This is a genomic window from Buchnera aphidicola (Pemphigus obesinymphae), assembly GCF_026122815.1.
Taxonomy (GTDB): domain Bacteria; phylum Pseudomonadota; class Gammaproteobacteria; order Enterobacterales; family Enterobacteriaceae; genus Buchnera_C; species Buchnera_C aphidicola_BJ.
This window is the reverse complement of record NZ_JAIWQW010000144.1, coordinates 1-280: the sequence shown is the minus strand read 5'-3', so window position 1 is coordinate 280 and position 280 is coordinate 1. Positions and strand designations below refer to the sequence as shown.

Below are 280 nucleotides of genomic sequence, written 5' to 3'. Positions count from 1 at the left end.
TATACCTTAATTAATTTTAAAATAATTCTTAAATCTTTGCACTATTTTAATAATGCAAAGATTTTTTATTAATTACTATTTAAATTTAAAAACTTATTTACTTAAATAGTAATACTCAAATTAAGCAATAGCAAATAATATATACAAAGCAAGACCAACAGCTATCATTGGAATAGCATCCACTAAACCCATAACAATAAAAAATTTAGTACGTAATAAAGGAACTAAATCTGGTTGCCGTGCTGCACCTTCTATAAATTTACTACCTAAAATTCCAATA

1 protein-coding gene is annotated in these 280 nt (G+C 23.6%); it reads right to left on the bottom strand.

Annotation, left to right across the window (positions count from 1 at the left end; genetic code table 11):
- Window positions 1-120: 120 nt before the first annotated feature.
- A partial coding sequence (atpE, locus tag LDP10_RS03495; RefSeq protein WP_265197308.1) for an ATP synthase F0 subunit C occupies window positions 121-280 on the bottom strand: 160 nt, incomplete at its 5' end.